The 24,915-nt window shown below is 44.8% G+C and carries 24 protein-coding genes; 10 read left to right on the top strand and 14 right to left on the bottom strand.

Going from position 1 to position 24,915, the window contains the following annotated elements; all coding sequences use genetic code 11:
- The first annotated feature begins 5 nt into the window (after window positions 1-5).
- Window positions 6-908, top strand: coding sequence for a helix-turn-helix domain-containing protein (locus BMX95_RS14615; RefSeq protein WP_081203188.1), 903 nt, complete (start codon window positions 6-8; stop codon window positions 906-908).
- A gap of 1 nt (window position 909) precedes the next feature.
- On the opposite strand, the gene BMX95_RS14610 is transcribed toward BMX95_RS14615, so the two are convergent.
- From BMX95_RS14610 to BMX95_RS14600, 3 genes are all read right to left on the bottom strand, one after another.
- Entirely contained in the window at window positions 910-1,365 is a 456-nt protein-coding gene (locus BMX95_RS14610) for a cupin domain-containing protein (protein ID WP_081203187.1), read from the bottom strand.
- A gap of 82 nt (window positions 1,366-1,447) precedes the next feature.
- The gene (locus tag BMX95_RS14605; RefSeq protein WP_242673217.1) at window positions 1,448-3,583 is read right to left on the bottom strand and encodes a S9 family peptidase; all 2,136 of its coding nucleotides are present in this window, start codon (window positions 3,581-3,583) and stop codon (window positions 1,448-1,450) included.
- Between the two features lie 102 nt (window positions 3,584-3,685).
- Window positions 3,686-4,585, bottom strand: coding sequence for a pepsin/retropepsin-like aspartic protease family protein (locus BMX95_RS14600; protein ID WP_081203186.1), 900 nt, complete (start codon window positions 4,583-4,585; stop codon window positions 3,686-3,688).
- A gap of 78 nt (window positions 4,586-4,663) precedes the next feature.
- On the opposite strand from BMX95_RS14600, the gene BMX95_RS14595 reads away from it, so the two are divergent.
- Entirely contained in the window at window positions 4,664-5,302 is a 639-nt protein-coding gene (locus tag BMX95_RS14595) for an NAD(P)H-dependent oxidoreductase (RefSeq protein WP_081203185.1), read from the top strand.
- A gap of 389 nt (window positions 5,303-5,691) precedes the next feature.
- On the opposite strand, the gene BMX95_RS14590 is transcribed toward BMX95_RS14595, so the two are convergent.
- On the bottom strand, window positions 5,692-6,303 hold the full coding sequence (locus BMX95_RS14590) for a hypothetical protein (RefSeq protein WP_133054025.1): 612 nt from the start codon (window positions 6,301-6,303) through the stop codon (window positions 5,692-5,694).
- Between the two features lie 86 nt (window positions 6,304-6,389).
- Here BMX95_RS14590 and BMX95_RS14585 point away from each other — a divergent pair, with 86 nt between their 5' ends.
- The 3 genes from BMX95_RS14585 (at window position 6,390) to BMX95_RS14575 (ending at window position 7,801) form a co-directional block, all read left to right on the top strand.
- Window positions 6,390-6,665, top strand: a complete 276-nt coding sequence (locus BMX95_RS14585; RefSeq protein WP_081203183.1) for a helix-turn-helix domain-containing protein — start codon at window positions 6,390-6,392, stop codon at window positions 6,663-6,665.
- Between the two features lie 82 nt (window positions 6,666-6,747).
- Window positions 6,748-7,077: a DUF6922 domain-containing protein gene (locus BMX95_RS14580; protein ID WP_081203182.1), complete on the top strand. Its 330-nt coding sequence runs from the start codon at window positions 6,748-6,750 to the stop codon at window positions 7,075-7,077.
- Window positions 7,078-7,207: 130 nt separating this feature from the next.
- Window positions 7,208-7,801, top strand: coding sequence for a hypothetical protein (locus tag BMX95_RS14575; protein WP_177193696.1), 594 nt, complete (start codon window positions 7,208-7,210; stop codon window positions 7,799-7,801).
- Window positions 7,802-7,868: 67 nt separating this feature from the next.
- Here BMX95_RS14575 and BMX95_RS14570 read toward each other — a convergent pair whose 3' ends face one another.
- The 6 genes from BMX95_RS14570 to BMX95_RS14545 form a co-directional block, all read right to left on the bottom strand.
- Window positions 7,869-8,744, bottom strand: coding sequence for a DUF5777 family beta-barrel protein (locus BMX95_RS14570; RefSeq protein ID WP_081203180.1), 876 nt, complete (start codon window positions 8,742-8,744; stop codon window positions 7,869-7,871).
- A 10-nt stretch (window positions 8,745-8,754) separates the two neighbouring features.
- Window positions 8,755-9,309: a YceI family protein gene (locus tag BMX95_RS14565; RefSeq protein ID WP_081203179.1), complete on the bottom strand. Its 555-nt coding sequence runs from the start codon at window positions 9,307-9,309 to the stop codon at window positions 8,755-8,757.
- Window positions 9,310-9,331: 22 nt separating this feature from the next.
- Window positions 9,332-9,733 carry a hypothetical protein gene (locus BMX95_RS14560; protein ID WP_081203178.1) on the bottom strand — a complete coding sequence of 134 codons (402 nt, stop codon included), beginning with the start codon at window positions 9,731-9,733 and terminating at the stop codon, window positions 9,332-9,334.
- A gap of 168 nt (window positions 9,734-9,901) precedes the next feature.
- Window positions 9,902-10,639, bottom strand: coding sequence for a LytR/AlgR family response regulator transcription factor (locus BMX95_RS14555; protein WP_081203177.1), 738 nt, complete (start codon window positions 10,637-10,639; stop codon window positions 9,902-9,904).
- 195 nt (window positions 10,640-10,834) lie between these two features.
- The gene (locus tag BMX95_RS14550) at window positions 10,835-11,512 is read right to left on the bottom strand and encodes a sigma-70 family RNA polymerase sigma factor (RefSeq protein WP_242673216.1); all 678 of its coding nucleotides are present in this window, start codon (window positions 11,510-11,512) and stop codon (window positions 10,835-10,837) included.
- A 34-nt stretch (window positions 11,513-11,546) separates the two neighbouring features.
- Window positions 11,547-11,981 carry a hypothetical protein gene (locus BMX95_RS14545; protein WP_081203176.1) on the bottom strand — a complete coding sequence of 145 codons (435 nt, stop codon included), beginning with the start codon at window positions 11,979-11,981 and terminating at the stop codon, window positions 11,547-11,549.
- A gap of 176 nt (window positions 11,982-12,157) precedes the next feature.
- Here BMX95_RS14545 and BMX95_RS14540 point away from each other — a divergent pair, with 176 nt between their 5' ends.
- Window positions 12,158-14,197 (top strand): glycoside hydrolase domain-containing protein, encoded by a 2,040-nt coding sequence (locus tag BMX95_RS14540; protein ID WP_081203175.1) that lies wholly within the window; start codon window positions 12,158-12,160, stop codon window positions 14,195-14,197.
- A gap of 2 nt (window positions 14,198-14,199) precedes the next feature.
- Here the strand turns inward: BMX95_RS14540 and BMX95_RS14535 are convergent, their stop codons facing one another.
- The 3 genes from BMX95_RS14535 to BMX95_RS14525 all read right to left on the bottom strand — a co-directional run bounded on the left by BMX95_RS14535 (window position 14,200) and on the right by BMX95_RS14525 (window position 17,958).
- Window positions 14,200-14,607, bottom strand: coding sequence for a 5-fold beta-flower protein (locus tag BMX95_RS14535; RefSeq protein ID WP_081203174.1), 408 nt, complete (start codon window positions 14,605-14,607; stop codon window positions 14,200-14,202).
- 189 nt (window positions 14,608-14,796) lie between these two features.
- Window positions 14,797-17,244, bottom strand: a complete 2,448-nt coding sequence (locus BMX95_RS14530) for a glycoside hydrolase family 9 protein (RefSeq protein WP_081203173.1) — start codon at window positions 17,242-17,244, stop codon at window positions 14,797-14,799.
- A gap of 84 nt (window positions 17,245-17,328) precedes the next feature.
- Window positions 17,329-17,958, bottom strand: a complete 630-nt coding sequence (locus BMX95_RS14525) for a helix-turn-helix transcriptional regulator (protein WP_081203172.1) — start codon at window positions 17,956-17,958, stop codon at window positions 17,329-17,331.
- 181 nt (window positions 17,959-18,139) lie between these two features.
- Here BMX95_RS14525 and BMX95_RS14520 point away from each other — a divergent pair, with 181 nt between their 5' ends.
- From BMX95_RS14520 to BMX95_RS14505, 4 genes are all read left to right on the top strand, one after another.
- Window positions 18,140-18,763, top strand: coding sequence for a superoxide dismutase (locus tag BMX95_RS14520; protein ID WP_081203171.1), 624 nt, complete (start codon window positions 18,140-18,142; stop codon window positions 18,761-18,763).
- 2 nt (window positions 18,764-18,765) lie between these two features.
- Window positions 18,766-19,326, top strand: coding sequence for an NADPH-dependent FMN reductase (locus BMX95_RS14515; protein ID WP_081203170.1), 561 nt, complete (start codon window positions 18,766-18,768; stop codon window positions 19,324-19,326).
- 100 nt (window positions 19,327-19,426) lie between these two features.
- Window positions 19,427-19,798 (top strand): hypothetical protein, encoded by a 372-nt coding sequence (locus BMX95_RS14510; protein WP_081203169.1) that lies wholly within the window; start codon window positions 19,427-19,429, stop codon window positions 19,796-19,798.
- Window positions 19,799-19,807: 9 nt separating this feature from the next.
- The gene (locus BMX95_RS14505) at window positions 19,808-22,216 is read left to right on the top strand and encodes an ABC transporter permease (protein WP_081203606.1); all 2,409 of its coding nucleotides are present in this window, start codon (window positions 19,808-19,810) and stop codon (window positions 22,214-22,216) included.
- 6 nt (window positions 22,217-22,222) lie between these two features.
- On the opposite strand, the gene BMX95_RS14500 is transcribed toward BMX95_RS14505, so the two are convergent.
- A complete protein-coding gene (locus BMX95_RS14500; RefSeq protein WP_081203168.1) occupies window positions 22,223-24,895 on the bottom strand; it encodes a TonB-dependent receptor in 2,673 nt (890 codons plus the stop codon).
- Window positions 24,896-24,915 lie beyond the last annotated feature (20 nt).

The raw sequence follows: 24,915 nt of genomic DNA, 5'->3' as shown, positions 1-24,915 counted from the left end.
AATAAATGGAACACTTACGTACAATACAACATTTTAAGGAAAGTGCATTCAATAGTTTGGGTGACGACTTTAAACGGCAGGAAGGAAATTTCAACCTGTACCGGCGAAAAAGATACGACGGCCCCCGGGAATTACCTTATGGCAGAAGTGATTATTATTCCATTAGCCTGATTGACGGGCCTATCAGTATTGACTATGCAGACCAGTCCCTGCAGGTAAATGGCAATGTACTGATGATCACCAACCCGCGGGTGCCTTTTGGCTGGCGGCTGTTGCGTGATTTACCTGATGGGTTCTCCTGTGTTTTTTCGGAACAGTTTTTAGAACCCTGTGCCTATGTACGCGACTATTTGATCTTTCAACCAGGATGCCTGCCTGTTTTTTCGCTTAGTGACAGACAAATGGTAGAAATGGTTAATTTGTTTGAACGAATGGCCAGCGAACTGCAGGATGATTTTATTTATAAATATGATGCCATCCGGAATATGGTGCAGGAGGTCTTTTTTACCGCAGTAAAGTTATTACCGGTTTCGGGTCAGCAGGCTGCGCATATGGCAAGGGCCCCCCAGGTAGTGTCCTCGTTCAATGAATTGCTGAATAAACAATTTATTGGAAGGAATTATTCCCGGGAGGCGTTGATCCGCAATCCCGCCGCCTTTGCGGAACGGCTGGCGATAAGCGTGAATTACCTGAATCGTAACCTGAAGGAGGCTACCGGTAAAACCACTTCGCAGTTGATTGCGGAACGATTCATTAGTGAAGCAAAGAGCTTATTGAAACACTCCAGCCACAGTGTAAAAGAAATTTCTTCGTTGCTGGATTTCGATGACGTGGCCCATTTTATCAATTTCTTTAAGAAGATGGAAGACATTACGCCCCGTGCCTATCGAAAAAGAGAACTGGCCTGATCTATTTCACCGCAGGTCTGCTGCCGGGCGGGCCTAAAAACACATCACCGATCTTTTCAGAAAATTGCATAAACGCACCCATGTCATTGGGTTGTTTTTGTCCATCGCTTTGTTTACCGGCAATGCCTACCGAACGGATCAATTCAGCAAAACCACTGGGTGAAGCTACCGCGAGCGCTTTGGAAAAACCAGTACTTGTGTTCACCACTGCATGCGGTGCACCAACGGGAATAAAAACATGTTCGCCTGCTTTCAGCACATGCGTCCCATTCTCCATATACACGGTAAACTCGCCTTCCTGTACATACAGCACTTCAGAATAACGATTGTGAAGATGAAGCGGTGTTTCTATGCCCGGCGGAAAGACACCTTCTATGAGGTCATAACGGCCATCAGTGCTCTTCTCATCAGCAAGGATGGTCAGAAAGCCTTCGAATAACCAGTAAGAATTGTTCATGATGTTGTGTTTACATTATGAAACAAAATTAGTTATTGGAAGGCCCCCGGAGTTGTGACAATCAATCGGAGAATTGCAAGAATCAATCCAGCCTGCCTTCCAAAGCCAGGAAGAAGGCATATTGCCAGGCTTTGTCTTTCAGGTAATCGAAACGGCCTGAAGCACCACCATGACCTACGTCCATATTGATCTTGAAAAGGATCTTGTTGTTACCGGTATGCAGTTCCCGCATTTTGGCCACCCATTTGGCTGGTTCAAAATATTGTACCTGCGAATCGTGCAGACCGGTTGTTATAAGCATATTGGGATATGCTTTCTTCTCAACATTATCGTACGGCGAATAAGATTTCATATAAAAGTATTCGGCGCTGTCCGCGGGGTTGCCCCATTCCTTATACTCACCGGTGGTGAGGGGAATGCTGGGGTCAGACATGGTAGTGATCACATCTACAAAGGGCACATCAGCCACTACACCATGCCATAGGTCGGGGCGATAATTTACAATGCCACCCATCAGCAAGCCGCCGGCGCTGCCTCCATTGGCATATAGGTGCGCTGTGGAGGTATAGTTTTCTTTGATCAGGAAGTCACCGCAATCTATAAAATCGAAAAAGGTATTCTTCTTGTTAAACAGGTGGCCCTGGTCGTACCAGGCGCGACCCATTTCCTGTCCACCCCGCACATGTGCAATGGCATACACAAAACCGCGGTCGAGCAGGCTGATGATATTGCTGTTAAAGCTGGGGGAAACACTGTAGCCGTAAGAACCGTATGCGTACAGTAATAAAGGGTTGCTGCCGTCTTTTTTCATTCCCTTTTTATATACCACGGAAATGGGCACCCTGGCGCCATCACGCGCAGTAGCCCACAGGCGCTCAGCTGTATAATCCTCCTGTTTAAAACCGCCCAGTACCTCTGTTTGTTTTTTCAATTCACGCTGTTGCGTATCCATGTTAAAATCATAGATGGAACGGGGTGTGGTCATGGAGGTATAGGAGAGGCGCAGGATGTTCGTATTATAGTCGGGGTTTACATTTTGAAAAGCAGCATAGACAGTTTCCGGGAACGTGATGTAGTAGTCTTTGTGATCGGTTTGGTTGATCACACGCAACTGGTTCAGTGCATCTTTCATTTCGCCCAGTACCAGGTGGTTTTTAAATACCACCATATCTGAGATGTATACATCATTCCGGTGCGGGATCACTTCTGTCCAGTGTTCTTTTGACGTTTTTGTCTCTGGCGTTTCCATCAGCCTGAAGTTGGGAGCATCCCAGTCGGTCAATACATAGAACTTATCGTTAAAATGCTCGATGCTGTATTGAAAGTTTTCTTTCCGGGGTTCGAAAACGGTAAATTCACCGGTAGGGTGGGCTGCATCCAACAACCGGTATTCGGTGGATACCTGGTTCATGTTGGAATAAATGCTTACATATTTCTTCGACTTGGTACGGTACACCCCAATGTAATAGCGGTTGTCTTTTTCTTCGAATACCATTACATCATGGGCCGGATCAGTACCTAATTCATGCCGCCAGATCTGGAAACCCAGCAGGGTGGTGAGGTCTTTCTTTACATAGAAAATAGTTTTGTTATCAGCCGCCCAGCAGATATCGCCTTCGATATTGGGGATCGTTTCAGGATATATAGTACCGGTTTTCAGGTTCTTTACCATCAGTCCGTAGAGCCTTCTGCTTACGGAATCAACCGTAAAAGCCAGCAGTTCATTGTTATCGCTAACAGCCGTTCCGCCGATGGCATAGTATTTAAACCCTTCCGCCAGTTGATTCTGGTCGAGCATGATCTCTTCAGGCGCCTCCAGGCTTTCCTTTTTACGGCAGTAAAGGGGGTATTGTTTGCCTTCTTCAAAACGGGAGTAGTACCAATAACCATTGTCTTTATAAGGCACCGATTCATCTTTTTCCTTGATGCGGCCCTTCATTTCAGTATACAGTTTATCCCGCAGGTTATTGGTGCCGCTCATCATCGTGTCGAGGTAAGCGTTTTCAGCTTTGAGGTAATCGATCACTTTGGGATTTTCGCGCTGGTTCAGCCAGTAATATTCATCGATGCGTTTATCGCCATGGGCAATAAATTCCTTTGGTTCTTTTTCCGCCAGGGGAGGATTTACGTCCGCCGGCCATTTATATGTATTCATAGTAGATGATTGTTTACAGGCTGCCAGTGAAGCAACCAGCAGCAATATAAAGATATTTCTCATTTGAAATATTTCAGTGAATATACTGCTTCTGGTTGCATCGGTTGCAGCCGTTTGTAAAACAATCAGCCTTAACGGCTATGTGGCATGACGATTGTCACAGGCTTAACTGGTATAAGGAGTTTTTTGAAACTTGTTTGGTTTCAGGAACACAAATGCACGGGAGGCATCGATGATGATGTTGAACCGCTTCAACACATCACCGCCAAGGATGCTCATCTTTTGACGGCCGATCGTTCCTTCAAAGAAGCCAATTGGAATGTCCTTTAAAGTAGTATTGCCAAGGGTGAAACCAGGCAGGATGGCTTTTTGCACTTTGAGTATATGGCCATAGGAGTCTTTCAGTTCTTTGGTATCGATCACTTTTAACTGTTCGCCCAGTTTATTGCTGGCTACAAATTGATCGTCGAGTAACATGCTGCCCGAATGGCCGGTGTGTATCAGAAAGTTGTTGGTAATGGTTTGGCTGCCGGTATTGCAGGTGGCCTCTACAAACAGCATATCGTTATTAAATGTAGTTTTTAGTTTAGTGTAATGTTTTGATTTAGCGGGCAGATGGTTATGCAACACAATTACTTTTTTATCGAAGTCGATCTCGATGGCTTTGTTTTTAAACAATCCGGGGCCAAATTTACCATCGGTACCGGGGCCGGAGTATTTGTCTTCCCAAATGGGCTCTTGTTCCCAGGTAAGATGGCCTATTTGTAAGGTGTTGTTTTCGCTATGGCGGGAAGTGTTGCCACCGCCACCCCAGCTTTTCACGGTGTCGGCCCCGCTGAAATGCAGACTACCCAGCTTTTTTATGCTTTCTTCAATGAGGGTTACTGAACCGGCTGCTGTATGGAACATCAGGTGGACGGTATCCTTCCCATTCAGTATAACCTGGATGCTTATGTTGTTGTAGGGGGTCAATTCAAAAGGAATGACGGTTGGTTTTTCCTGTGCGCGTACTGTTTGGTAAAACGAGATCAGGAACAGGCAGGTGTAAAGTATGGTTTTACGCATTGTACAAGGTGGCTTTCTCAAATATAAGTAACTGTTCTGGTCAATTATAGTAATTTGAGGGCGCTTAGGCGAAATACTATGTCCAAAAATATCATGATCATCAATGGTTCGCTCCGGGGTGCAGCCGGTAATTCGGGCGCTGTGGCCAAACAGGCCGCAGAGGTACTTACGACCGGGTTGCAACAACAGGCTGCCATACTAACTTTGACCGATCGTTTGCCAACGATCAGGGAAGTGTATGCGTTGCTGGCTGGTTGTGATGGCTTTCTGGTGATAACCGGGGTGTACTGGAATAACTGGAGTTCACCTTTGCAACGGTTTATTGAAGTAACTACCGCTTTTGAAAATACGCCGGCTTTTTTCGGTAAACCGGTTGCTTGTGCCGTTACCATGGATTCGGTGGGTGGTATTGAAGTCGCTGCCCGGCTGCAGGCCGTGTTTGGCGGCCTGGGTTGCTGGACCCCGCCTTGTTCAACGGTGGTATTATCGCGCACCGGACAGGAAGCGATCGATGCGTCGACTGGTGATGCCGACGACCCCAATAACGATGTATGGCGATTGGACGATCTGCAAATTGTATTGCAGAACCTGGTTACGGCGGCTGCCATGCCCCGTAATAACTGGGTGGCCTGGCCGCATACCGGGCTGGTTATTCCCGATGGCCCCTGGCCCGGCGAGGGGCCGCTGGACATGGGGACGCCGAGGTTTGTGCCTTAATCCTGTCAATCCTGAAGGATTGAGGTTTCTATATCGATTTAGTTTTTATTTTTGATCTACGTTCTACGATCTACTTCCTTTTTCTTCTACAAGAAGTAGCCTTCAACGCTATACGATTTCCTTGTTTTCGGCTATTGATTCCCATGTCTGTATGCAGTTTACTTTATGTGATATTCGGTGGATAGCCGATACTTATTCCACCAGGCCCCCACCATAATTGCACTGGAATTGCACTGAAGAGTGGGATTTCAGTGGCATTCCAGTGGCATTCCAGTGGCATTATTACCGGGGAAGTCGTATAGATGGAACAAATCTGACTAGAACCAGACAAGGGAATGTCTACTATTTGTCTAGGACTATTAATAACGTTGCTAAGCGGAAAAACGCCATTAAACCGCAAGCAGGCGCTTACCGCCGTCTACTATAAGTAAGTGAGTATGCTGAACTGACTGAACGAAATACAATTGAAAAGCGGCCTCCATCAAACAGTTAATATGGTTATATGTCATCCAGGCCAGCCAGGGCGTGAAGCCGTCGGGGTAGTCACCATCATAACCAATGCCCGCATCGAGGAAATCACATAATTCGCGGCGGACGTAGTCAATGGTAAATACTGTAAAGAATTCATGAAGAACTTCCGTTGGGTTGGCTTGTTGTTCGGTGGTTAAATGTAAAACTTGAGTTTTGGGCATATTTTCAGAGAGAAGATATAATGCCTCAACCAGCTGTAAAAGCGACTCATAGAACTCAGCAAGAATTTCCTGGCCATCATTGGAAGAATAAGGGCTTGCCGTGTTGATAACAGCCACCTGTAGCCAGTCGGGCAATAAGTCCTCAGTAAGATCTTCAATAGGAATTTCTGCAAATACTTCATTGATCACTGCTGACGGGTTGGTGGTAACTTTTTCAATAAGACGGGTGGGTTTTGAATAGCGGGGTGAGGGATTTATATTTCGTGTAAATTGTACCGGGTGAAATAAAGATTTGTTCCTGGTTTTCATAAGCAAGCAATTAATGGTTGAGGTAATGGGAAGCGGCATAAACAGCCGTTCTTTATGACCCTAAGTTAAGGAATTTTTAGATTGACTTGAAATATAAAGTCGATATTTTTTTGATTTCCCCGGAACTTACAAAGCAAATGACAAGGAACAAGGACGAAAAATTATTAAAGGCTTTTGGTGAAAATTTAAAGAAGCTACGGGAAGCAAAAGGGCTTACAACAAGGGAGTTTGCGGATATCGCTGATATTGCTTACAGCCAGGTCTGGACGCTTGAGAGCGGTCGGGGTGATCCTTCTCTTTCTACTTTAATGGCTATTGCGCGTACGTTAGAAGTTAGTTTGAGCGACCTGGTTCCAGAATAATTTTTTAATTCGAAATTGCGCTGAACTGTGTGATATACCTTATTTTGGTAAAAGCCCACAATTTTCTTACTTGAGTGAAGTCATGGCAAGCATTAAAAATAATGGACAATCGGCAAATGGACAGAAGCCAAATCTCCCAAAACGTTTATTTTGGGATTGGAATTATGATAAAATTGACTGGGATAAGCATTATCTGGCCGTCATTGACCGTGTGATAGAGCGTGGCAATAGAGAAGAGTGGAACGAAGTGGTACATTTTTATGGTTCAAATCATGTAAACGATGTATTAAAGAAAGAAATTAAGTATTTGCCAGATTATGTTATCGGCGACGTGTGTATCTATTTCAAAATCAAAAAGGAAGATTTAGCATGTTACGCACGGAAACAGTCGATGCCCGGACGTTGGATTTGATCAAAAAATTCATGTCTGGAAATAATTTCAAAGAACTTAACCTGGTAGGCGGGCGGTACAAGCCTTGCATTAAAAATTGGCCATCAAATCTCTATAGATACTGATCTTTTCTCATCTTCCTCCTTCAATTTTGCCATCGAAAATATACCGACTTGGAGAGTATGATACCGATTATCGTATTTATTATGTTGGCCATAAGTCAGATACTGTTAAGATAGGCAGAAGATATTGGGAAGGGTATACCAGGTGCGTAGACGATTTTGAATATTTAATGAACAGAAGGTATACTGGCGAGAATTTGACCATTTTTGTTGATACGTCGGTTAAAGTAAATGCTCCTGTTGAATATTTGAGCAGAAATGGTGAAATGATACATGATTCAACGATCAATTATCATTCATTTCTATTTACCATTGAAAATATTTCCAATACGACAATCTTTCTTGGACGGACATTTTCTGTTTATTTCATTCATCGGGAAGCAAAAAATAAAAAAGGAGAATGGGTGAAAATTGACAAAAATCTAAGTGAAATTGGACTTTGTTTAACAGGGGCTGCAACTATCAACTTAAAACCAGGTCAAATTGTAATTTCAAAAATTAGAAGGTGTTGTGGGAACTTTCTTACAGATTTTAGACTGGTTTTTGGATATGATGACAATGTAGTTTATTCAAATGTTTTTAAAGATTCTATTGATGCAAGAGTATTTGATAGTAACAAATAAGGGCACCCCCAAACTGGATGCCCTCTTATTTGACCCGGTCGGTCTGTAAACCCGCACACTAAGCCGACTATTTTTTACCGATCGAAAACACGCGCGACAAATTAAACCCAAACCGCACTTCGCCTTTGCCCCAGTCGCTGGTAGTATTAGTGATAAATGCTTTTTCGTTCATGCCGGTTGCATTGGAAAAATGAAGCTGAAAAACGTGCCCGCCAGTCTCGATATCAAAACCGACAGACAAGGGATCTTTGTAGATGTGTTTATCCAGCCCTTTCGCGACGTAATGGTAATCGGCCACAAAGGCAATCCGTTTGGATAATTTGAATCTTGCACCTACACCGATCGCATATACGTCGTTTTCATCAGTCGCCAACGAGACCAGGTTGCGGTGGATAAAAATAGGCGACACCTGCAGACTGAACCGTTCACTGAATTTTCTTCCAATGATCACTTCATTATAAAACGCCATCCGGTGATTGAAGTTGTATTTATGACTGGTATCGCTCCAGGGCATGGTACCTACTGTTATTCCCGTTACCAGTACAATGGAAAAAGGGAATGAACCGGGGCCTGTCGATTGCCAAACAGGTCTGTATTTTAGAAAGCCATCCAATTCCTTACCAGCAGTACTGCGGCCAACCCCAACGGTTAAATTGTTCGATAGACCATAATCAAAACCCAGGCGCATATTCGCTTCATCAAGACCAAAGAGGTTACTGGCGCCTGAATTCAATTCGCCAAAACGGTGCAGGATGCGTACATCGAGCACCCCTTTGCCTATAAATTCCATGGAATGGCCATTGATAACCCGGCTCGACTTAAAAGCATTGCGCACAAATTCCTTCTTATTTTCTTCTTTGGTGTCAATCTCTGAAAGCAACTCCTGTGCCTGTAATCCGCCTGATATAGCTACGAACAAAATACCTGTTAATAATTTTCTCATGAAACTCTTTTTATTTAGCAAGCGGATTATAGTTGCAGTTCACTTTTATGGTCACTGATTTTGATACTTTGTCTTTTACCAGGGAAGGAATGGCGATATTATAATCAGCCAGTAATACGGTAAAGCCGGCATTGGAGGCAACCGCATCGCCATTCACTTTCAGGGTGCCGGTTGTTTCAACGTCTTTTTTTACCCCGTGCATATCGAGCTGCCCTTTAACGGTCACGGGATAGGTGCCATTCTGCTGGAAATTTACTTTGTCGATGTCCACGATCTTTCCCTTGAAGATGGCCTTGGGAAACTTATCGCTCTCCATATAGTTTTCGTTAAAATGCTCCTGCATCAAAGCCTTTTTAAATTCAAAACCTTTAATGAGTACGGCAAATTCCATTTGACCGGTTGCTGCATCGAACACACTGACGGCAGCGCCATTGTTGGCATCGATGTCTTCTACGGAGGTGCCGGCGTTAAAGGTGATCTGTCCCGATTTGGTGTAGTATTTTTTTTGTGAAAAGGCCAAAGCGGTAACAAGCAGGCACACGGCCAGCATAATAGAATGTTTCATGTGATATGATTTAAATCTTGTTTTAATTATTAGGCATGCCGGAATCGAACCAGCATTGTAATACAGCTATTTCATTGGAAGAAAGTGGCGATGAAGGGGGCATTGTTTTTTCTATAAGGGCCCTTTGTTTAATGCGGTCTGCTTTTGCTTTTATCTGGTCATAAGTTTCCAGTACAGCTCCGCCTTTGGCGGCTGCGACGCCATGACAGCGGGAGGTGCTGCATTTGGTAGTCATGATCGACTGTACTTTGGCAAAAGTAGCATTCAATGTATCGCAGGCATTTTTTGGGGGTGGGTTCAACAGCTCTTCTTTATCGTAGGTACAACTGGTGCCGAGCAGGATGAATAGTGCAAGGATGGAGGAGTGCCTGTTTTTAACAGGTAACGCGCTTAGAGAAAGCACCTTTCGGATATTGGTTTTCACTGTTCGTTTTCTTTTGGGTGATTAATTGATAGTTGATCAAGTCAATTCTAGCATTCAATTACTGTGCTTGAATACCCTTTGGTTTAGTAGAAAATACCCATTGGTAAAAAATGGTACCCGAGTGGTCAATTATTAATGCTGGTTGATCTGCTCCGGTACACCAGTTGTTTAAGGCATCGAGAATCCACCCAGCAGCCAGTTGTAAAATGGGTCTGTACGGCCAAAACTGGTGATGGTGTTATAATTGGTGTCGGGCCGCAATACCACCTGCAGCCTCGATTTGCTGGCGGGGATCATTTTTACGATAGCCGAAATGTGAATGATGAACTGGCGATTGATGCGGAAGAAAAGCGCAGGATCTAACAATTGTTCCAATCGTTCCAGTGTAAACCCGGTGCGGTATTTGTTCCCGGCAACAGTAATGAGGTACACTATTTTTTGTTCTGAAAAGAAATAGGCTACTTCTTCGGCTTTAACCAGTTTTACCTGTTTTCCTACAGTGACCAGAAAACGGTGCTGGAACTTTTCGTCAACAGCAGGCGCTGTTTCCGGTGAAGCGAAGTACCGGTACCGGGAAACCGCTTTGGCTACTTCTTTTTTATCCAATGGCTTTAATAAATAATATATCCCGTTTTGCCGGAACGCTTCAAGGGCAAACCGGTCGTTGGCATTCATATAAACCACCGGTGGGTTATTGCTGATTGATTTAAACAGGTCAAAGCTAACACCATCAGAGAAGCTGATTGCAGAAAATACCAGATCAGGTGCGGAGTTTTTCCGAAACCAGTTCCTGGCAGTGCGGATATCACCGCAATGACTGGTTATGGCTTCACCCATGATACCTTGTAAAATGTGCTCCAGTTCTTTTAAAATTGCCTGTTCAGGTTCAACGATCAATATGCGCATGTTCTATAGGATATATCAGTTTTCGTTATGGACATAATTATACGCAACTCCCGGGGAGCTGGTTGTCTTGGCAAGCGTGGGGTAAATTAATAATAAGGGCCGCAGGGCGGTTGTAGGGAGCTGTTGTGCAGGGGGGATGATAGCTGCAAGTTAACAAAAAATGCGCATACTATAGAGGTGTCCCGGGAAAGGACCTTATGGTTTCAATGTGGCGATATGTTTCATTACGCCGTCTACTATCCGGTCGCAGTAAATCAGGTTAAATTCATAAATGTCTTCGGTAGAATAGGTCTTTTCAATGGCTTTGCGTAGCATGGCTTTGGCCCGGTTCAGCCGTACCTTAACATTGGCAGGGGTGGTGTTCATCGCTTCTGCGGTTTCAGCAACGCTTAAACCTGCCAGTTCGCGCAAAGCAAATGTTGTTCTGTACTCCTGGGGGAGTTGTTGCAGACAGGCTTCCACTACTTTATTGAATTCCTTGTTAAGGACTGCATCGTCGGTGTTGCTGTGATTGGTTGGTAAAAACATAAACGATGAATTTTCGGGTAAAAGATCGGCTGTTTGTTCTTTGCTATAATTGAATTTGTGCGTTTTCCGGTAGCACTGGTGAAGCATAATGGTAATCAGCCAGGTCTTGAAGGAAGAGCGTTCAGCAAATTGTTTAAGGTTCACATAACTATTGATAAATGTTTCCTGCATCAGGTCTTCCGTATCCTGGTGATTAAAGCCATAACTTCTTCCCACTTTATATAAATAAGGATTGTACCGGCGGATAATAATTTCAAACAGGGCTGTATTACCTGTCAACACCTGCCGAATGACTTCGGCATCGGAGTATTGCTGAACGCTCTTATTCGACATCAGAAATGCCATATTACAAATTTACCAATTAGTAGTGATTGAATACTTAACCCCTGGAGAATTGTACGCCGCTTCCTGCTTCCTGTGCTTTGGGTCTTCCTTCTGTACGGGCCAGTGTGGCCAGTGAATAAGCGCCTATGGCCATTACCAGGTCGCGCACGGCTACGTCGAGATAACCTTTGCCGGTAAGCAGGGTTAATGCGATCGCTGCGAGCCAGGCCATTACAATGTAAGCGCCAATGGCAGGCCGGGCAAGAACGATGAGTCCGGCAATAATCTCAATTACGCCAACGATCATCATAAATGTATGTGCACTAAAAGGGAGCATTTGCGCCAGGGAAGGGTTCAGGTATTTATCCCAGTCTGTAAGCAGATTGGTGAATTTATCCAATCCGGCTACAATGGGTACCAGCCCATAGGTTAATTTCAATAGTGTATAAACACGGTGTACTTTCTGTGAGGTTAATGCTGCTGTTTCCATAAAAATTGCTTTTGATGATTTTAATAATAAGGCTCATCAAAAGAATAGAGCAGGTGAAGGCCTGAAAGGTTACAAAACGTAAAAATTAAAGGTATCTTAATGCAGAACCCATTAACATACAATGTCTGGTGCAATAATTTTGCCGCCGCCTGCCATCTACACTTAAATTACTATCAATGAAGTTTTTGGGTTTTGTATTCATCCTTGTTGCTTTTCAGTATGCTGCTGCACAAACAGACCAGGTGAATGTTTTTCTGGGGTCATCTGGTGACCGGGGTCAAATGTCGCCAGCTGCGTCTTATCCTTTCAGCTTTATGAGCATTGGCCCGCAAACCTATCCCGATCTGCATATGGGCTATGAGCACCGGGCAAAAACATTTCTCGGGTTTACCCACAATCGGTTTGAAGGAGTAGGTTGTAAGGGGAGTGGTGGCAATATCCTCATTAAACCATTGGTTGGGGATGGGGTGCTGACAAAAGCGACAGAAACGGCAGGCCCCGGTTCCTACGAAGTTGCTTTTACCAATGGCATTCATACCCGCATAGCAGTATATAAGAACAATGGGGTAGAGGAATATACTTTTCCGGTGCAGGGACAGCCCGGTTTTTACATAGATCTCACTCATACCCTGTCGAACCGTTTTATGGGGGAAGAACATACCCTCACCGATACTACCATTTCCGGCTGGATAGAATCGACTACCACCTGCAATGTGGGTGTTTACCGTGTGTACTATGTTATTCATTTTAATACAAAGGTTTCTTTCAAGGATTCGGCCCAGCATAAATTGCTGGTTCAAACAAACAGTAAAAAACTTAGATTGAATGTTGCTTTTTCCTCGATAGATGTACAACATGCAGTAAGTGATTTGGCAAATGCGGGTTTTGAACAGGTGAAGGCGCAAAGTGTCAAAGGCTGGAAGGATTTATTGGGTGTGGTCACTGTAAAAGGAGACCCTGAACGGACAAAACTGTTTTACTCCCTGTTGTACCGTACCATCCAATCGCCTTATGTGATCTCTGCAAAAGACAGCAGTTACCGCGCCATCGATGGCAGCCTGCAGCGCAATGATCGCAACGTATACAATGGCTGGTCTATTTGGGATAATTATCGTACACAATTGCCTTTATTGTCAGTATTATACCCACAGCAGTACCGCGATATGGTTTTTTCTATTGCGAACCTGTACCCATACGGTAAGAAGAATTATGCAACCTGGCATGAGCCTTCCAATACCGTTCGTACCGAACATGCCGTTGTGATATTGCTGGATGCTTATCGCAAAGGATATCCTATCGATCTCAATAAAATAGCGGACTCTCTTATTGCGGAAGGCAACCGCCTCGATTTTGGTTCGCCAGATAAAGCCCTGGAATCAAGTTACGACTGCTGGGCGCTTTCGCAATTGCTGGCATTGGCCGGCCGTAAAGAAGAGAGTGAACGCTTTTTTACAAAAGCAGCAGAATATAAAACCGCCTGGGAAAAAGACTTTAAAGACCTCGACCGGCGGGATATAGACCGGGTGGGAGCGCGTAATTTATACCAGGGTACCATTTGGCAATATCGCTGGTTTGTGCCTTTTGATGTAAAAGGGCTGGTATCGCTTACCGGTGGAGAAAAAAATTATCTGCAACAACTCGACTATTTCTTCGATAACGACCTGTACAACCATGCCAACGAACCGGATATCCAGGCGCCATTAATGTATAATGTTACCAGCAAGCCCTGGAAGTCACAGGCACTGGTACACAAATATGCGATAGATACAGTGGTGCAATATTACTTCAATGACAACAGCCGTGGTATAGATCCTTTTGTGGACCGGGTATATCGTAACCAGCCCGATGGGTACATTCGTACCATGGACGATGACGCCGGTGCTATGTCTGCTTGGTTTGTATTTGCCGGCTGTGGATTTTTCCCCGCTTGTGTTGGCTGGCCGGTGTATTACCTGCATGTGCCATTGTTCAAAGAAGTGACCCTGCATCAACCCGGTGGTAAACATTTCACCATAAAAGTAGAACAGTTTTCACCCACTGCCCGCTATGTACAAAAAGCCACGCTCAATGGAAAAGCGCTTAATCGCAACTGGTTTACCCATGAGGAGCTGATGCATGGCGGGGAACTGGTGATCACGGCGTCGGAAACACCCAATGAGAAATGGGGAACAGAAAAGCCCTGGGTGCCTTCATTGGAACAAACAACCGCTTATTAAGATTAAAATTTAAAGAAAAAGAAAACAACAGCGGCCCATTCTCTTTTAACATCATTGGCATAACCAATGGTGGAATGACTGCTGTTTTCAACAGTGCCATTTTCTTTTACATACCCGATGGTTGAATGGCTGCTGTTCTCCACCGTTCCGTTGTTCTTTATGTAGCCAACGGTTGAATGGCTGGCGTTTTCAACAGTGCCATTGTCTTTTAAATAGCCGATGGTGCTGTGGCTGCTGTTTTCAATAGTGCCGTTTTCTTTGATATAACCTACCGTTGAATGAGAGCTGTTTTCAATAGTGCCATTGCTTTTGATATAGCCTTTGGTTGAATGACTGCTGGCTTCGATCGTTTGTGCATGTGAGCAAAAGGCGAACCCTAAAGGAGCTAACAGGAGTATTAAATGCTTCATGCGTTTAAAAATAATAGCAGGGACCCAGGATTCAAAGTGGGTCCCTGAATTTTAACAAAATGCACATCGGAAGCAGGTACTTAAGTATTCCTTAATAACTGAATTGGCGTGCAACTCATTTTCTTTTAGCGTGTTAGATATGGTATGCTGATTTTTGGTGCCGAGGTGTCATAACTTAGTTTATATGCTTTAAAACTCTGCGATCAACGAAAGCCACCTGGCGGCAGGAGCGCCCCACACCTCTTTATACGTAGCCGTGTTGAACTGCGGCCAGTAAGGTTTGTCTTCATTAAACCTCGATTGCATGCCTACCGGAATGCCGCCCACTGTTTCGCCTGGCAAGGCGGTATAAAGTTGCGGATAGTTACTTCCTTCACCCCAGATCAATGACTGGCCAAAAGGATTTTTTCCAACAATCCAGAACAGTTGCTGCTCGGCAATATTTATAAGTTCTTTGTCCTTCAAAAACTTGCCGCAAAGGGCAGCCGCTTTGCCGGTTGACAATTGAACTGCCGCATTGCCTCTAAAGGAAAACCAAACCGGGAACACTTTCAGGTAATGTTCATTGTCCAGTTTAAACCCGTTTTCCAACTGTTCTTTATAATCATTGGCGGCGCCACTGAAAATGCCCACCTGTACTTTGTAAAAATTGACGGAGTCTTTTACTTCGTTGATGTTATACACACCACTTGGCGCCAGTCCATAGGGCTGTACGTATTGCGTAATTGTTTTTAGATAGTTCCCAAATAACTTTATCGATGCTGCCCATTTGGCATAATCGGCATGATTGGGTTGGGTTTCACAAAGCGTGGTGAGGGCCTGCATATACACCTGGTCGCGCGACTGGTGTGTGTAATGCACAATGGATTTCCTGTCCAGATCGCGATAAAAGAAACCGCTGGTTTTGTTTTTATCTCCTAACGGTTCTGTGCGCTGGCATTGCAACGTGTATTGAATGGATTTAGCTGCTTCTGTTGCATAATACTTATTGCCTGTTAGCTTGTACAGCAAACTGGCGGCTAAAGATATGTTGGCCGAATACTGGCTGTTGGAAGCCATAGCTGCGTGATCACCACCGCCACCGATACTGCTCAGGTCATTAAACCCGAGGCTGTCGAAACGTTTTTTTGCCAATGCAAAATCTTCTATGGCTACCTTGCGCAGATTTTCTTTGAGCATATTGTCGTTTTCCAGCATCATGGCTGCATAGGCTTCTATGCCGGCAAAGACAAAATTCTCGAAGGCTCGGTTATGAACATGTACCTGACGGCGTTTGGTTGAATCATCACCGGTGCCAATAAAACCATCTGTCCATAAATTGGTGCCCCAGGTTTGAGCGCGGTATCCATTGCCCAAGCGACCTTTCAGGATACAATCGATACCCCATTCCGCTTCTTCCTGCAGTCGAAGGAACAGGTCCTTGTTATTTTTTTCTTTGGCCCTGTTGGCCATTTCGAGCAATGAGTATACTATTTCTCCCGATTGCAATACCTGCTGCGACATATCCGCTGCATCGTGCCAGCCGCCATTAAAAGGAAAGATCTTTCCATCTACCACCGCATGCAGGTCACTGTGGCAAACGCCGTGTTTGCCGGGCACTGCATACCCGCAGCGTTCACAAAAAATAAAGTTCAACACCCGCCAGGCAGAATTGTCCCAAATGTTACGGTTTATATAAAAAGGTTTGCTGGTAACCTGGCCAATGCGAATAGCGTATTGGCCTTCTTTTCTGAAATCGCTGAAGTCGATTGTTTCAAAGTCACCGATAGTTGTTTTAGTGGCGTTGATCTTTCCTTCATACACCACAGCATTCGTTACTTCATTGATCAGATGAAATTGACCGTTATGGCCATTCACCCGTACGATGGCTGTTTTCTTACTTTCCACGCCATAACCGGTAGTGGAGTAGATGATGCGGTTTTCGGCGGGTGTCCACCCGGTCACTACTTCGGGGTGTTCAATGGTTTGAACCGATACATTATCGATATCGAATTTCAGCGAATCGCCCATGGTGCGTTCTTTCCCAAAAACTTCAATGGCAAAAGAGAGCTTTGTTATTTTATCCCGGGCCAGTTCGCTCATCTCTACAAAACATTCATTCCATTGTCCGTTGATCAGGTTTATTTCATGATAGCCTTCGCGTTCATACTTATCCGGTACTTTTACTTTGCCATCGTTTTCTACATACAAATTAAGGTAAATACTGCGGGCGCCCTCGCAATGGGGATAGATGTAAAAGTGAATGCGGTTGTATTTCTCCCAATTAACACCGCCTACCTCATAACTGGCGAGGGAAGTTCCAAAACCCAATCCCCAACCGAGGAATTGCGGGTAGGTGGTGGGCGCTACCAGGCGCAGACTGTGTTTTCCTGCAATACTTCTTTCCGTGGTGAGTGACATCCCGCCAATCCCTTTGTGCGACCATTTGTTGAGGTCTTCCATATCGCAAATCAGGTCGTTGGTCACTACTTTTTTGGTTAGACCGAAGGTTTCAAAAGATTTGCTGTGATCAAGTGGGAGGGGATGATGGATGTACCCGGTGTTGCGGATGTCATCTTTTAATTTTTCATCAATTTGCGCGAGTAATACACTGCCATGGCAAAGAAGCAACAAGGCCGATGCTACTAATTTTTTCATATGCTTTGAGGTTGTTATGGACGTTGGCAAACACTTGAAGATAGGAAACAAAAAGGTTCGTACAAACAACCAGTCAAAGCCTTTTTAGAAGTCAGTTGCCCTGATCTTATAAACACACTTGGTGCCGTCGGTGATAATATGCTGCACCCTGGTTACTTCATAGCCGTTGCCCAGTAATTGTTTGAAGTTTCGCAGTTCGGCCCGGCAGAAGCCCTGGCATTCAGTTGCAGCAGCGCAGATGGGACAATGGTTTTCGGTCAGGTACCAGTCCCCATCGCTTTCTTTCCATTCAGCCATATAGCCTTCTTCAGTTCGGAGCGCGGTCAGTCGTTCTAACTTCTGCTGAATGTTCTTACAGGTTGCCAGTTCATTTTCATAACGGCTATAAGTTTGTTTTTCGCGGTCACCGATCAACAGGTCCAATGCATTTTCGCCCAACAGATTTTTTACCGAGCGAAGCAGGTCTACCGTTAGTTGGGCATGGGAATCGGGGAAGCGGGCCAGGGCTTTATCTGTTAAAAAATAATAAGTAGTGGGCCTGCCCACGCCATCGCTTTTATTCAGCGTGTTGATCAAACCATCTTCGCTTAACTTAACCAAATGCTGGCGAACTCCTTCTTTGGTGATACCCAGATCGGAAGCAATAAGGGCCAGGGTAGCCTCGCCTTTCATTTTAATACACAAGAGGATGCGATCAGCACTTTTTTGTTTCATTATACAATCTATAGCTTGATTTATTCGCTGCCAAAGATAGGTACAATTTATAAAATATACCAAGGTATCCCTGCGTATGGTATAATGGCGATTTAAAATAAAACAAGATAATCCTTGTTTTATTAATCAGCTTTCCCAATCTTTGTGGTGTTATTTCAAACACTTTAATACTTTTTGTTCGATGACATACACATTGCCGTCGTTACCATATGCTTATGAAGCATTGGAACCACATTTTGATGCCCAGACCATGACCATCCACCACCAGCGTCACCACCAGGCTTATATCGATAATTTGAACAAGGCTATCGCCGGCACACCTGCTGAAACAAAGGGATTAGAGGAGCTATTGAAGGAGGTCAGTAAGTACAGTCCGGCAGTAAGGAACAACGCCGGAGGCCATTATAATCACAGCCTGTTTTGGAATATCCTTTCCCCTGCACCCCAAACTACACCTGGTGGTCAATTGGCTTTCAATATAGACATGGTATTTGGCAGCCTCGATAATTTAAAAGCGGAGATCAAAAAAGCCGGGCTGGCTCAATTTGGTTCAGGCTGGGCCTGGTTATTTGTAAAATTCAATGGCACCATTGGGGTAACGGCTACCGCTAACCAGGATAATCCTTTAATGGATACCAACCTTACTAACCGGGGCATTCCCATCCTTGGCGTAGACGTTTGGGAACACGCGTACTATCTCAAATACCAGAATAAACGCGCTGATTATTTAGATGCCTTCTGGTCTGTGCTGGACTGGAGTGCCGTGGAGAAAAATTATAATGAAGTAATCGCCAAATTGAAATAGCCATGAAAGTGCTGATCTTTAACGGCGCATTGGACAGAAGAGAAAACTCGACTTCTGAGCGCCTAAGTAATTATCTGCTGGATCTGTTGCTTGACCTGAATGCCGACACCCATGTGTTCAAAATGGTAGATTCCGCCATTCCGTTGTTTGATAATACCCTTTCCAAAACGCCCATGGCGGTAGAACGGATGAACCTGCTTTTCCGCGAAGCAGATGTACATATTTGGTTAACGCCGCTGTATCATGGATGCATGACCGGCGTTATGAAGAATTGCCTGGACTGGCTGGAATGCAGCGCCAAATTACCGGAACCTTATTTAACCGGGAAAATGATTGGGATGGTATGCTGGGCAGACGGAGTTCAGGCCATGCAAGGGATCAATGCCATGGAAGCAGTTGCCAAATCATTACGAGCCTGGACCTTACCTTATAGCGTACCTGCAAAAAGAGATGAATTGTTCGATGAGCGTGGAAACGTTAGTGAGGCGTATCAACACCGGTTCGGTTTATTATTACGCCTGTTGACGCATGGGCCTAAAGTGGTAGTGCCGGAGCCAAGGTAAACGACATATAAGTATAGTTACAATTTAAGGCCTCCCGATGGACCGGGGGGCCTTGATATTTATGGAATCTTAGATCCACTGCATCTCACCCGATTAACCATTGCGCCTTTGTTATTATGCGGCAAAATCATATGCCAAACTACGGGAATTTGACAAAAGCAATGAGCTGCTAAAAACCTGTCTGGGGCTGGCTATATCAAATACGGCTGAATATTATTTTCATGCACTTGGCGACAACTATGAGGAACTGAAACAATATAAAAAGGCATTTGCCCAGTACGACACGGCTTTCTATTTATTTAAAAATCCATTGATGTTGTACGATTGCGGGCGTATACAGGATCAGTATTTAAAAAACGAGCCTGCAGCCAAAAAATATTACAGCAAATACATTTTGTTGGCAAAGCCCGAATCAATAAATGAGAAAAAGGCTTATAATTACATCAGGAAGAAATATCTTAAAGAAAATTAATTGCTTGCCATGGGAAACTACTTTAAAACAGCCTTCCGCAGCCTTAAAAGAAATAAGGGCTTTACTTTCCTGAATCTGGCCGGATTGACCATCGGTGTCGCCGTATGCCTGTTGATAATTTTTTATGTTGTCGATGAAACCAGTTACGACCGGTACAACAGTAACGGTAACCGCATCTACCGGGTAAACACCGATACAAAAATAAATACCAGTATTACTTCCAGCGCCATTGCCGCTCCCCGGGTAGCTGCCGCATTGCGGCTGAATTTTCCCGAAGTAGAAAACACCGTAAGGCTGTTGGCTGATGAAGAGGTACGGTTTAAAAAGGGGGATGAACTGGTGATGGAAAAAAATGCGCTGTTCTGTGACCCTTCCATCTTTGATATTTTCACCCTTCCGCTATTGGAGGGTGATCCCAATACGGCGCTTACAGAACCCAATACCATTGTGCTCACCGAGCGGATGGCGGAAAAATATTTCGGAACAACGCATGTTCTTGGCAAAGTGCTGGTGCGGGTAGGCGACCGCAATTCCAACACCAGTTTAAAGATAACTGGTGTTATTAAGAACCTGCCTGCCCAATCCCATTTCGAGGGTGATTTTTTTGAGTCGATGGTTGGGCTTCCTATTGCGGGTAATGAAAACTTCGCCGCCTTTTTCCCTTTTCATACCTATGTGTTGTTGAAGCCACAGGCTGATTACAAAAAGCTGGAAGGCAAATTCCCTGCCTTCCTGAAAAAGTACCTTGATTTCATAGAGGCAATGGAAAAACAAGGCGACTATATAAAATTAAATCTCACCCCGCTGTATGATATTCATTTGCAATCGAACCGGGCCAACGAACTGGGGGTGAATGGAAATATTCAGTACATCTATATTTATTCGGGTGTGGCCCTGTTCATCCTGTTGCTGGCCTGTATCAATTTCATGAACCTTTCTACTGCACATTCAGCTTCCCGGGCAAAGGAAGTGGGCATTAGAAAAGTATTGGGTTCACCCCGCATAGGCCTTATGCTGCAATTTATTTCAGAATCACTGCTGCTCAGTTGTTTTTCCATGTTGGCAGCGATCGTACTGGCCTGGGCATTGCTGCCCCTGTTCAATAACATAGCAGGTAAAAATCTGACCCTTACCGGCAGCACATTGGGCTGGCTGTTGCCCGCTATTATTGGCATCACTGTAGTAGTTGGTTTACTGGCAGGGGCGTACCCGGCTTTTTTTCTTTCCGCGTTCAACCCCATTAAAGTGTTTAAAGGCCAAACAGCCGCCGGTTTCAAAGGAAACAGGCTTCGGAACTGGCTGGTTGTATTCCAGTTCTCCATTTCCATTTTCCTTATCATTGGAACGCTTATCGTATATAATCAGCTGCGTTATATGCAGCAGAGGCCCCTTGGTTTCAACCGCAAACAGGTGTTGCTGGTAAAGCATATAAATACATTGAACAACCAGGGAGTAACCTTCAAACAGGAGGTCCTGGGTGTGCCCGGTGTAGCAAGCGCTTCTTTAAGTTCGTTTGTGCCTACCGGCCACAGAAGATGGACAAATTACGTGTCTGCCAATAACAATACGCATCAAACAGAATTCTGGCCGGTTGATGAAGATTACCTGCGTACGATGAGTATGAGTCTCGATAAAGGAAGAGATTTCAATCCGGCACTGTCATCCGATTCATCGGCCATGATCATCAATGAAACGGCTGCCAGCGTTATGGGCTTTTCAGGCGATGCATTGGATAAAACGATTGTTTTCGGCAACAACCAAAAGCAATACCATATTATCGGTGTGGTGAAAGATTTTAATTTCAATTCGCTTCGGGATAATGTTGCTGCTGTTGTGTTGACCATGACCACCGCCTTCGAGCGAAAAAAACAGGGCGACCGGCCCGATGTGCTGGCCATTAAAGTGAATAACGACAATTTGCCGGCACTGCTCAGCCAGATAGAGAACAAATGGAAGCGCTTTTCGGGCAACCAGGAATTTGACTATTCCTTTATGGACGAAGATTTTGATAACCTGTACCGGACTGAACAACGTACCGGAAAAATAGCGGTGTGGTTTACCTCGCTTGCCATCCTGATCGCCTGTTTGGGCCTGTTTGGTTTGGCGGCTTATACTGCTGAACAACGTACCCGGGAAATAGGCATTCGCAAAGTTTTAGGGGCCAATGTGCCTGATCTTGTCGCTATGCTTGCCATAAATTTCCTGAAGCTGGTAGGCATCGCATTCCTGGTGGCGGCACCGTTAGCCTGGTTGTTTATGAATAAATGGTTACAGGGTTTCGCTTACCGCGAAAGCATTTCTGCATGGATATTTATAGCTGCCGGGGTGGGGGCTTTTTTGATTGCCGGGTTAACTATCAGCAGTCAATTCATCAAAGCTGCTATAGCTAACCCGGTACAAAGTTTGAAAGTTGAATAGTAGTTGTTACAAATTGAACGTTGCCCGGAAAATGGCCATTCTGCCTCTTAATTGAAAATTGCTTACGGTGAACTGATTAGCGTTCAGATTAAGCGTTTCATATTTTTTTACATTGGCCAGATTCGTAACATCCAGTTCCAGGTCCATTCGCCATTTAGTTAGTTTGTAACGAGCATTGGCATCCGTAAACAGGTAACTGATATCGGCCACCCGGGCCTGCGTACTATAAAGATGCCTGCCGGTTACAGTAAGGAAAAGATTCTTAACAGGAGAATAACCCATGGTTACCCGCTGGTCGAACTGCCTGATGGTATTGGTGTTTGCTTCCGCTTTATTCCGCTGGCGGCTGAAAGTCCATAAGCCGTTGCCGGTGTAATTGAAATTGATAATGCCAAACCGGCTATCTAACCCGGCAGTGAACATAATTGCGTCGTTGTTAAAGGGCAGCAGTTCATTGTTGATAAACCGGTTGCTGTAATTCCTGGTAAGCGTGGTTTTTAAAGAAGCAGTCGTTCTTAGCGCAAGCAGGTATTTGCTTAGACTGGCATTGGCGCTCCAGGTGCTTTGGTCATTCTCATAAGGCAGTAATACCGTGCGTTGCACATTGTTGGTATACAAGCTGGATAGAATAGCGTTTGCTTTCGACCGGTTGTAACTAATACCTGCGCTCGCAAATAACATGATCAAACTCCGTTGAAACTTATAGTTAATACCTGTTGCCGAAGATGACAGTTCCTGCAGATCGGCATCGTTGGCTGTCAGCGACAGGTAATTGGTCATAATGGCGCCGCGGTATACGCCGGCAATATTTCCCATGTTATTGGTATAACTGTATCGCAGGCTAAGCTCATCTTCATCGTTCAGTTTGAATTGAAACTGAGCAGACGGGTTAAAAAAGAAACGATTGATCTTTTTGTTCAGTGCATACGCATCCTGGTAATAATGAATGGTTTGCCACGACAGGGGCAGGGCTGCAGTCGCGTTCCATTTCGCTCTGATCATGGTCAGGCTGGGTGTTACGTAAAACTTATCCCGTTGCCAGTGCAGGTAGTTGCCTGCATCGCCCTGATAAGGTGTTTTGGCATTGTTGTTCTGGGTAAGGCTCAGTGTTGAAAGCAGGGTTTGCCGTTCGTTGGTAATTCCAGCTTCAAAAGATTTTTTGAGCGCGCCTTTTCCTACAGTGTAGGAGATAGCGGCATTACTGAAAAGACCAGGCGTTTTAGCCTGCTGGTCAACAGCTGCATAAGGAAGGTGTTCATTCAGAATATCGCTGTTTAAACCAGTGTCGATGTACAACATTTGCGGATTGTTGTAATAGTTCAGGAACCACTTCATTTGAATATAGCTATTGTCCTTCGTCTCCGGCATCCAGTTTATAAGATTTGAAAGATCGTAATTCCGGTCGTGCAGGTGTTGGCCAAAAGCAGCTCCATTAAAATTGAGGTAGCTATTGTTGTTATTGCCACTGGCTTTAAAACGAAGGTTATTGGTAAAATAGTTGTGTGTTTTGTTAACCGTGGTAGTAAAGGAACCGTTTACCAGGAAAGGATTGTTCACCAGGTTTTGCTGTTCATTGTAGCGAATGGTATCATTATTCAGGTAGTTGTTCTGCTGGCTGTTATAAGTAAGGGTATTGCGATCAAAAAAAGCCTGGATGTTTGTCCTAAGCTGCCAGTCCTTTTTTGTATTGACGAGGTTGTTTAAGTTTACTGCCTGCGACCGGTTGAAATAATATTGCTTACGGGGCAGGTTAGGGACGGGGCCGCCTACCGACAGCAATGACGGCGGTCTTGAATTACCCGGGTCACCTGCACTGCCGCCAGACCGGATAAACTCATCGGTGTAATCGATGCCGCTGTTGTTTGCTTTCACCGAATTGAGCATCTTGATCTTTTTATTAAAGAGCATGGTGTTCAGGGCTGCATCATATTGTTCCGGAAGCCCGGCGCCCAGCATCGCCTGGCCGGAGAGTTTTACGCTGTTTTCATCTTTCAACACCAGGTTGATAGCCACCGCATCAGAGGGTATCTTATTCTGAAGGATCTTTATGGGTTGATCGTGTTGGATGACCTCCACGCTTTTGATCATGTCTTTACTGATAACCCGGGGCGCTAACCGGTAACTGCCATCCATCAGATCGTCGCCGTGAATGTACAGGTTGGAAATTGGTTGTCCGTTGTAAAAAATATCTCCGTTATCGCTTACCGAAATACCGGGCATGTGTTTCAATACATCGCCAATGGACCGGTCGGCGGGGTTTGAAAACGACGCAACGTTGTACCGCAGGGTATCACCACTACGATCGATGAAGGGTTTCGCTTTTACCTCTACCTGCGGCAGTTCTGTTACTTTTCTTTCCAGAACAAAATCGTACACGGTTTTATCTTCGGTAAGCGCCAATTGTACTTTATTATAACCAAGATGGTTTACTTCAATTCGCAGGAATGTAACCGATGCTGAATCGGGCAACGTCAACGAGTATTTACCACTGTTGTCGCTGGTTCCGTATTTTACAATGAGTCCTTTAGTGTTGGTGAGCAGGATAGTGGCATTGGGTATAGGTTCACCAGATGCTGTTTTCAACTGTCCTGTTATTTGTTTTTGTTGCGCGTGTGCGATACCTGTTGTCAGCAGCAGTATTGCCAACAGCATGGTGAGCAGTCGGATTTGTTTTTTCATGCTATAACCTGGCTATGGTT

It is taken from the genome of Niastella yeongjuensis (genome assembly GCF_900110245.1).
Taxonomy (GTDB): Bacteria; Bacteroidota; Bacteroidia; order Chitinophagales; family Chitinophagaceae; genus Niastella; species Niastella yeongjuensis.
The sequence above is the reverse complement of the archived record's forward strand: the minus strand, read 5'-3'. Positions and strand labels throughout refer to the sequence as shown.

Bases quoted from the DNA above. Each gene is read 5' to 3' on its own strand.
- BMX95_RS14500 (WP_081203168.1), bottom strand. From the start codon at position 24,895: ATGAAAAAACAAATCCGACTGCTCACCATGCTGTTGGCAATACTGCTG.
- BMX95_RS14515 (WP_081203170.1), top strand. From the start codon at position 18,766: ATGAAAGTGCTGATCTTTAACGGCGCATTGGACAGAAGAGAAAACTCG.
- BMX95_RS14535 (WP_081203174.1), bottom strand. From the start codon at position 14,607: ATGAAGCATTTAATACTCCTGTTAGCTCCTTTAGGGTTCGCCTTTTGC.
- BMX95_RS14595 (WP_081203185.1), top strand. From the start codon at position 4,664: ATGTCCAAAAATATCATGATCATCAATGGTTCGCTCCGGGGTGCAGCC.
- BMX95_RS14615 (WP_081203188.1), top strand. From the start codon at position 6: ATGGAACACTTACGTACAATACAACATTTTAAGGAAAGTGCATTCAAT.
- BMX95_RS14565 (WP_081203179.1), bottom strand. From the start codon at position 9,309: ATGAAACATTCTATTATGCTGGCCGTGTGCCTGCTTGTTACCGCTTTG.
- BMX95_RS14600 (WP_081203186.1), bottom strand. From the start codon at position 4,585: ATGCGTAAAACCATACTTTACACCTGCCTGTTCCTGATCTCGTTTTAC.
- BMX95_RS14580 (WP_081203182.1), top strand. From the start codon at position 6,748: ATGGCAAGCATTAAAAATAATGGACAATCGGCAAATGGACAGAAGCCA.
- BMX95_RS14545 (WP_081203176.1), bottom strand. From the start codon at position 11,981: ATGGAAACAGCAGCATTAACCTCACAGAAAGTACACCGTGTTTATACA.
- BMX95_RS14570 (WP_081203180.1), bottom strand. From the start codon at position 8,744: ATGAGAAAATTATTAACAGGTATTTTGTTCGTAGCTATATCAGGCGGA.
- BMX95_RS14505 (WP_081203606.1), top strand. From the start codon at position 19,808: ATGGGAAACTACTTTAAAACAGCCTTCCGCAGCCTTAAAAGAAATAAG.
- BMX95_RS14605 (WP_242673217.1), bottom strand. From the start codon at position 3,583: ATGAGAAATATCTTTATATTGCTGCTGGTTGCTTCACTGGCAGCCTGT.
- BMX95_RS14530 (WP_081203173.1), bottom strand. From the start codon at position 17,244: ATGAAAAAATTAGTAGCATCGGCCTTGTTGCTTCTTTGCCATGGCAGT.
- BMX95_RS14550 (WP_242673216.1), bottom strand. From the start codon at position 11,512: ATGGCATTTCTGATGTCGAATAAGAGCGTTCAGCAATACTCCGATGCC.
- BMX95_RS14590 (WP_133054025.1), bottom strand. From the start codon at position 6,303: ATGAAAACCAGGAACAAATCTTTATTTCACCCGGTACAATTTACACGA.
- BMX95_RS14555 (WP_081203177.1), bottom strand. From the start codon at position 10,639: ATGCGCATATTGATCGTTGAACCTGAACAGGCAATTTTAAAAGAACTG.
- BMX95_RS14610 (WP_081203187.1), bottom strand. From the start codon at position 1,365: ATGAACAATTCTTACTGGTTATTCGAAGGCTTTCTGACCATCCTTGCT.
- BMX95_RS14540 (WP_081203175.1), top strand. From the start codon at position 12,158: ATGAAGTTTTTGGGTTTTGTATTCATCCTTGTTGCTTTTCAGTATGCT.
- BMX95_RS14525 (WP_081203172.1), bottom strand. From the start codon at position 17,958: ATGAAACAAAAAAGTGCTGATCGCATCCTCTTGTGTATTAAAATGAAA.
- BMX95_RS14520 (WP_081203171.1), top strand. From the start codon at position 18,140: ATGACATACACATTGCCGTCGTTACCATATGCTTATGAAGCATTGGAA.